Raw genomic sequence first — 6,627 nt, 5'->3', positions numbered from 1 at the left:
TCGCCTTGTCCTGATTTAGTTAATCCACTATATTTTACAACCCTTGGCGGTCGAGCCAGCGTTCGGCGTCCAGTGCGGCTTGGCAGCCGGAAGCCGCGCTGGTGATGGCTTGACGGTAGGTGTGGTCTTTGACATCGCCTGCCGCCCATACGCCTTCGATATTGGTCGCTCCGACGTTGTCGCCCGTACCGCCTTTGGTTTTCAGGTAGCCGGTTTCGTCCATATCGAGCTGGCCTTTGAAAATGTCGGTGTTGGGTTTATGGCCGATGGCGATGAAAACGCCTTTGACGGCGATTTCTTCGGTGGTGCCGTCGTTGCGTTTCAGACGAGCGCCGGTTACGCCGCCTTCGTCGCCCAAGACTTCATCCAGATTGCTGTTGAGCTTGAGGATGATTTTGCCTTCTTCAACGCGCTGCATGAGTTTGTCCACCATGATTTTTTCGGCGCGGAAACTGTCGCGGCGGTGAATCAGGGTAACGGTGTTGGCGATATTGGCGAGGTAAAGAGCTTCCTCTACGGCAGTATTGCCGCCGCCGACAACGGCTACGTCTTGTTGTTTATAGAAGAAACCGTCACAGGTCGCGCAGGCGGATACGCCTTTGCCGGCAAAGGTTTCTTCACTGGGTATCCCCAGATATTTGGCGGATGCGCCGGTAGCGACGATCAGGGCGTCGCAGGTGTATTCGCCCATGTCGCCTTTGAGGATGAAGGGGCGGTTTTGCAAATCGACGGTGTGGATTTGGTCGAAAATCATTTCGGTGCCGAAGCGTTCGGCATGGGCTTGGAAACGCGCCATCAGTTCCGGGCCTTGTACGCCTTCGGCGTCGGCGGGCCAGTTGTCGACTTCGGTGGTGGTCATCAGTTGTCCGCCCTGCTCGACACCGGTGATGATGACGGGCTTGAGGTTGGCGCGGGCGGCATAAACGGCGGCGGTGTAGCCGGCGGGGCCTGAGCCGAGGATGATGAGTTTGTGATGGTTGCTCATGATGTTTTCCTTACTGAGAGATTGAGTGTGTTTCAGACGAGGTAGATTTTACTTGAAACTCAGGTCGTCTGAAAATGCAGATGCAACCGCACCCCCCCTTTTTCTTTTGATATAGTGGATTAAAATTGCAATGATACGGCGTTGCCAACGCCCTTATGTACTACCCGTACACGGCGGGCGTTGTCGCCTTGTCTCATTTTTATTTTAATCCACTATAAAGAGTATTGACTGAAGGCATCTTGCATCTTATGGCGATGCATAAACAAAGGTCGTCTGAATTTTCAGACGACCTCCATCTGCTTTAATCGGCAAATCAGCGAACTCTGTTACGCTGTCTTTCTCTGATCAGCATTCTTTGCCGAATCGGAAACCCGTTTAAAACAATCAAATGGCTTTAGCGGCGGCGGCCAAAACCGCGACTCATTGGCCGGCGATAATTGGACGGCTGCTGGGTTGTTTGGCGGTAACGTTGCTGTTGCGCCGCCTGTTGTTGCGCAGGCAGGCTGCGGGTATTGAGTTGCTGGCTGGTACGGCTGTTGGGACGGGCCGTTTGATAATAATGGGCGCGTGCGCGTTGGGCAATCGGGCTGTTTTGATTACGCGCTTGTGTGAATTTGTTTGCCAGCGCGTTACCGATGAACGCGCCTGCCGCCGTACCGACCAAGCTTTGCAGCAGCCAGCTGCCAGTGGATTGGTCGTAAATATATTGTTGTCCGTCTGTTCCGGTCACAGGCTGACCATTGTTGCCGTTGGCTTGCGCTTCGGCTGGAATGGTATCTTTCACACCTTCCGGCGTGAGTTGGTAAATCGTATTGTCTTGTTGTTGGGCAAGTTGCTGCTGAAGCGCTTCGATTTGTTTTTGCTGCTGCTCAAGCTGGGCTTGGGTATTGTCTTTGCAGGCAGCGAGAGCAAGTGAGGAAAGTGCGGCTAAGGCAATGAGTTTTTTCATTTTTTTATCCTTTTTGAAGTGGTATTGTCTAAGCCGAGCGTTATCGGCAAACTGCGCGTCAATATACTGCGCCTTGCCGTGGAATATGGTGCAAATTTGATTTTTATCAAGTGCGTCAATATGGTTTACAAAGGCAGGCGGGGGAGTTTGGCTGCGAAAGCAAGGCTGTTGGCAATCAGGCTGCCATGATTTTCCATTTCGTGTTCGGTTTCGACAATCAGCAAGTTGTCAGGACGGCGGGCATGCAGGCTCATATGCATTTGGGCGGGGGTAAATGGGAGATGGTGGCGTTTGGCAAACGCTTGGGCGCGTTGGTTGGCGGTTTTCAGCATGGGCAACAATGTGATATCCAAATGGAAACGGTGTACACCCAATACCAAGATGCGGGCGGCAAAAAAGTCGGCTTCCTCCGTAAAGACAGCAGGGCTGTCTGCTTCAAAATCGTGCCTTTCGCCTGCAATCAAAGTGGCAACCATACGGATTTGCGGAATCAATGCCTCGCTGATCAGCGTATCTGCGCTGCCCGGCAAGGCTTGGGAATCTGTTGTGTGATGGCTATTGCCGTCAACAATCATTTGGCAGCGGTGTAAAGGAAGGTTTTTTGTTTGGGCGTGTATGGAGGGGGTCATGGCTGTAATCCTGATTCAGTTGTGTTTTATTTCATATTTCAATTGATGCGGCCATGTATAGGTAACAAAAAAGCCGCTCAAATGAGGCGGCTCTGATTTGCGTATCCCTATCTCTAATCTGTGTCAGACAAGCGCAAAAAAGTACCGCACGTTTGTGTGGTACCAATAGAAGAAAGCAGATGAATAGTGCGCTGTTTGCATGACAGAATACATAAATAATGGAATAGATAATGTGTGCAGTTTAAAACAAAAATTCTAAATATTTCAAGAGCAGCAAGGGAAATAATACAAAAATATTTATAACTTATTATTATTCATATAATTTTATTTCAGTTTAAAACCACATATGCTGCATATTCACTTCTTAACAAAGCAGGGAACCGTCTCTTTTACTGACAAGATATAGTGGCTTAACTTTAAACCAGTACGGCGTTGCCTCGTCTTAGTTCAAAGAGAACGATTCCTCTAAGGTGCTGAAGCACCAAAGTGAATCGGTTCTGTACTGTCTGTACTGTGCGGCTTCGTGTCCTTGTCCTGATTTAAATTTAATCCACTATATTAAAAGAAAAACGGCATATCCGAAAGGATATGCCGTTTATGGGTGCAGGGACTGCTATATTTGGCAGTGGTTTGTGTTTTAGTCCTCTTGCGCCGCTGTTTGCAGGTAGTTCGGCAAACCGACTTTGCCGATCAGCTCCTGCTGGGTTTCGAGCCAGTCGATGTGTTCTTCGTTGATGTCTTTTTGTTTTTCCAACAAATCACGGCTGACGTAGTCTTGCTGTTGTTCCGCGATGGCGATGGCAGCGATGAGGGCATCGTGTTTTTCCTGTTCTTTTGTCAAATCGCAGGACAGGATTTCTTCGGTTGATTCGCCAATCAGCAGTTTGCCCAATTCTTGCAGGTTAGGCAGGCCTTCCAAGAACAAAATACGCTCGATTAAATCGTCTGCGGATTTCATTTCGCGGATGGACTGTTTGAAGAAGTGTTCGCCCAATTCTTCAAAGCCCCAGTTTTTCAAAATACGGGCATGCAGGAAATATTGGTTGATGGTAACCAAGAGCAAGCCCAAGTTTTTGTTCAGCTCGCGGATAACTAAGCGATCGCCTTTCATTTTCAGCTCCTTATACGCTTAATTACAGTTGGCTTTGGTAGTAGTTGCCTTCGCCGACGAGTTCGATCAGACGCAGTTGTTGTTCCAGCCAGTGGGCGTGATCTTCTTCAGTGTCTTTCAACTGGGCAATCATCAAATCACGGGTAACGTAGTCTTGTGCTTCTTCGCACAGTTTGATGCCTTTTTTCAATGCATCGCGTACTTCGTATTCGGTGTTCAAATCCGCTTTCAGGCAGGAAATCACGTCGGTACCGATGTTCAGTTCGGCACGGGTCATTTTAGGCGTACCGCCCAGCATCAGGATACGGCGGATGAAGTCTTCGGCGTGGGTTGTTTCTTCTTCCATCTCATGATTCAGACGCTCGAACAGTTTGTTGTAGCCCCATTCGGAGTACAGGCGTGAGTGGATGAAGTATTGATCGCGTGCAGCCAGCTCGCCGGACAACAGTTCGTTCATATAATCGATAACAGCTTGATTGCCTTGCATAATTCTTTCTCTTTCTTTGAAATTGTAAAGTGTCTGTAAAAAACATTGCGTGTTGTTTCTTGATGGCTGAATTGTATGCAAAAGCCTGATGCTTGACAAATTTTCTATTTAAAATACAAACAATTATCAAAAGAAACAGAAGCCTTAAAAGGTCGTCTGAAAATTCAATACCTTGTTTTATATAGATATTTGTTGCCATTGGTATTAAGAATCCATTTCAACATTCAAAAACATTTACACTCTTTAACCATAAATAAAAGCAAATAAATTACAAAACCCAATCAAATTTTATTATTAATTATTCTCAAATGCTTTTATCGTCAAACTGTGCCGCAGTGTGCATAGTGACTGATGGTTGAACCGGGATAAACGCCGTACCGATTCAAATTTAATCTACTCCCCCTCCGTCCGATAAGATGAACCGTGATATAATCGCGAGTTACTTTTTGATAAAAATCATTTGAAATACATATCACCATGAAACAAATTCGCAACATTGCCATCATCGCCCACGTCGACCACGGCAAAACCACATTAGTTGACCAACTGCTGCGCCAATCCGGTACATTCCGCGCCAACCAGCAGGTTGACGAACGCGTGATGGACAGCAACGACCTTGAAAAAGAACGCGGCATTACCATCCTCGCCAAAAATACCGCCATCGATTACGAAGGCTACCACATCAACATCGTCGACACTCCGGGACACGCCGACTTCGGCGGCGAGGTGGAGCGCGTTTTGGGTATGGTGGACTGCGTCGTATTGTTGGTGGATGCGCAGGAGGGCCCGATGCCGCAAACCCGTTTCGTTACCAAAAAAGCCTTGGCTTTGGGACTGAAACCGATCGTCGTCATCAATAAAATCGACAAACCGTCCGCCCGTCCGAGCTGGGTCATCGACCAAACCTTCGAACTCTTCGACAACTTGGGCGCAACCGACGAACAGTTGGACTTCCCGATTGTTTACGCTTCCGGCCTGTCCGGTTTCGCCAAACTGGAAGAAACCGACGAGAGCAACGACATGCGTCCGCTGTTCGACACCATCTTAAAACACACGCCCGCACCGAGCGGCAGTGCAGACGAAACGCTGCAACTGCAAATTTCCCAACTCGACTACGACAACTACACCGGCCGCCTCGGCATCGGCCGCATCCTGAATGGCCGTATCAAACCCGGCCAAGTCGTTGCCGTGATGAACCACGATCAACAAATCGCCCAAGGCCGCATCAACCAGCTTTTGGGTTTCAAAGGTTTGGAGCGCGTACCGCTTGAAGAAGCCGAAGCCGGCGACATCGTGATTATTTCCGGTATCGAAGACATCGGTATCGGCGTGACCATCACCGACAAAGACAACCCCAAAGGCTTGCCGATGTTGAGCGTGGACGAACCGACGCTGACGATGGACTTTATGGTGAACACCAGCCCGCTGGCGGGTACCGAAGGCAAATTCGTGACCAGCCGCCAAATCCGCGACCGCCTGCAAAAAGAATTGCTGACCAACGTCGCCCTGCGCGTGGAAGATACCGCCGATGCCGACGTGTTCCGCGTATCCGGACGCGGCGAACTGCACCTGACCATTTTGTTGGAAAACATGCGCCGCGAAGGTTTTGAACTGGCAGTCGGCAAGCCGCGCGTCGTGTACCGCGACATCGACGGTCAAAAATGCGAACCTTATGAAAACCTGACCGTGGACGTACCGGACGAAAACCAAGGCGCGGTAATGGAAGAACTCGGCCGCCGCCGCGGCGAACTGACCAATATGGAAAGCGACGGCAACGGCCGGACCCGCCTCGAATACCATATTCCCGCGCGCGGCTTAATCGGTTTCCAAGGTGAATTCATGACCCTGACGCGCGGTGTCGGCCTGATGAGCCACGTATTCGACGACTACGCGCCAGTGAAACCCGATATGCCCGGCCGCCACAACGGCGTACTGATTTCCCAAGAGCAAGGCGAAGCCGTCGCTTATGCCTTATGGAATCTGGAAGACCGCGGCCGTATGTTCGTATCACCCAACGATAAAATCTACGAAGGCATGATTATCGGCATCCACAGCCGCGACAACGATTTGGTGGTCAACCCGCTCAAAGGCAAAAAACTTACCAACATCCGCGCCAGCGGCACCGACGAAGCTGTGCGTCTGACCACGCCAATCAAGCTGACGCTGGAAGGTGCGGTCGAGTTTATCGACGATGACGAGCTGGTAGAAATCACGCCGCAGTCCATCCGTCTGCGCAAGCGTTACCTGAGCGAACTGGAACGCCGCCGCCACTTTAAAAAGCTGGATTGATTCCACTAGGCTGTTGATGAAATGAAAAAAGGTCGTCTGAAATTTTCAGACGACCTTTTTATTGCTTGCTATTCGTTCCCGTACAAAATTGCCGTTTAATTTCCGATTTAACTCAGCCTTATTCGCAGAAAAAATATAGTGGGTTAACTTTAAACCAGTACGGCGTTACCTCGCCTT

The 6,627-nt window shown here is 49.6% G+C and carries 6 protein-coding genes; 1 reads left to right on the top strand and 5 read right to left on the bottom strand.

Annotated features, from left to right (window positions below):
• Nucleotides 1-34 precede the first annotated feature (34 nt).
• The 5 genes from trxB to bfr (HMPREF2726_RS11830) form a co-directional block, all read right to left on the bottom strand.
• Complete coding sequence (gene trxB, locus HMPREF2726_RS11850; RefSeq protein ID WP_009311993.1) at nt 35-985, bottom strand: thioredoxin-disulfide reductase; 951 nt, start codon at nt 983-985, stop codon at nt 35-37.
• 394 nt (nt 986-1,379) lie between these two features.
• Entirely contained in the window at nt 1,380-1,934 is a 555-nt protein-coding gene (locus HMPREF2726_RS11845; protein WP_003755407.1) for a hypothetical protein, read from the bottom strand.
• 125 nt (nt 1,935-2,059) lie between these two features.
• Nucleotides 2,060-2,563 carry a hypothetical protein gene (locus HMPREF2726_RS11840; RefSeq protein ID WP_009311995.1) on the bottom strand — a complete coding sequence of 168 codons (504 nt, stop codon included), beginning with the start codon at nt 2,561-2,563 and terminating at the stop codon, nt 2,060-2,062.
• Nucleotides 2,564-3,200: 637 nt separating this feature from the next.
• The gene (gene bfr, locus HMPREF2726_RS11835; RefSeq protein ID WP_003755415.1) at nt 3,201-3,674 is read right to left on the bottom strand and encodes a bacterioferritin; all 474 of its coding nucleotides are present in this window, start codon (nt 3,672-3,674) and stop codon (nt 3,201-3,203) included.
• 22 nt (nt 3,675-3,696) lie between these two features.
• Entirely contained in the window at nt 3,697-4,161 is a 465-nt protein-coding gene (gene bfr / locus HMPREF2726_RS11830) for a bacterioferritin (protein WP_003755417.1), read from the bottom strand.
• A gap of 477 nt (nt 4,162-4,638) precedes the next feature.
• Between bfr (HMPREF2726_RS11830) and typA the strand changes: the two genes are divergently transcribed.
• Entirely contained in the window at nt 4,639-6,450 is a 1,812-nt protein-coding gene (gene typA, locus HMPREF2726_RS11825) for a translational GTPase TypA (protein ID WP_003765802.1), read from the top strand.
• Nucleotides 6,451-6,627 lie beyond the last annotated feature (177 nt).

Source organism: Neisseria sp. HMSC074B07 (genome assembly GCF_001810355.1).
In the GTDB taxonomy this organism is placed as follows: Bacteria; Pseudomonadota; Gammaproteobacteria; order Burkholderiales; family Neisseriaceae; genus Neisseria.
Note: the sequence above shows the minus strand (reverse complement) of the source record. Positions and strands in the feature narration are given on the sequence as shown.

Excerpts from the sequence above, each read along its gene's own strand:
- trxB (WP_009311993.1), bottom strand. The coding sequence starts at position 985 with ATGAGCAACCATCACAAACTCATCATCCTCGGCTCAGGCCCCGCCGGC.
- HMPREF2726_RS11845 (WP_003755407.1), bottom strand. The coding sequence starts at position 1,934 with ATGAAAAAACTCATTGCCTTAGCCGCACTTTCCTCACTTGCTCTCGCT.
- HMPREF2726_RS11840 (WP_009311995.1), bottom strand. The coding sequence starts at position 2,563 with ATGACCCCCTCCATACACGCCCAAACAAAAAACCTTCCTTTACACCGC.
- bfr (WP_003755415.1), bottom strand. The coding sequence starts at position 3,674 with ATGAAAGGCGATCGCTTAGTTATCCGCGAGCTGAACAAAAACTTGGGC.
- bfr (WP_003755417.1), bottom strand. The coding sequence starts at position 4,161 with ATGCAAGGCAATCAAGCTGTTATCGATTATATGAACGAACTGTTGTCC.
- typA (WP_003765802.1), top strand. The coding sequence starts at position 4,639 with ATGAAACAAATTCGCAACATTGCCATCATCGCCCACGTCGACCACGGC.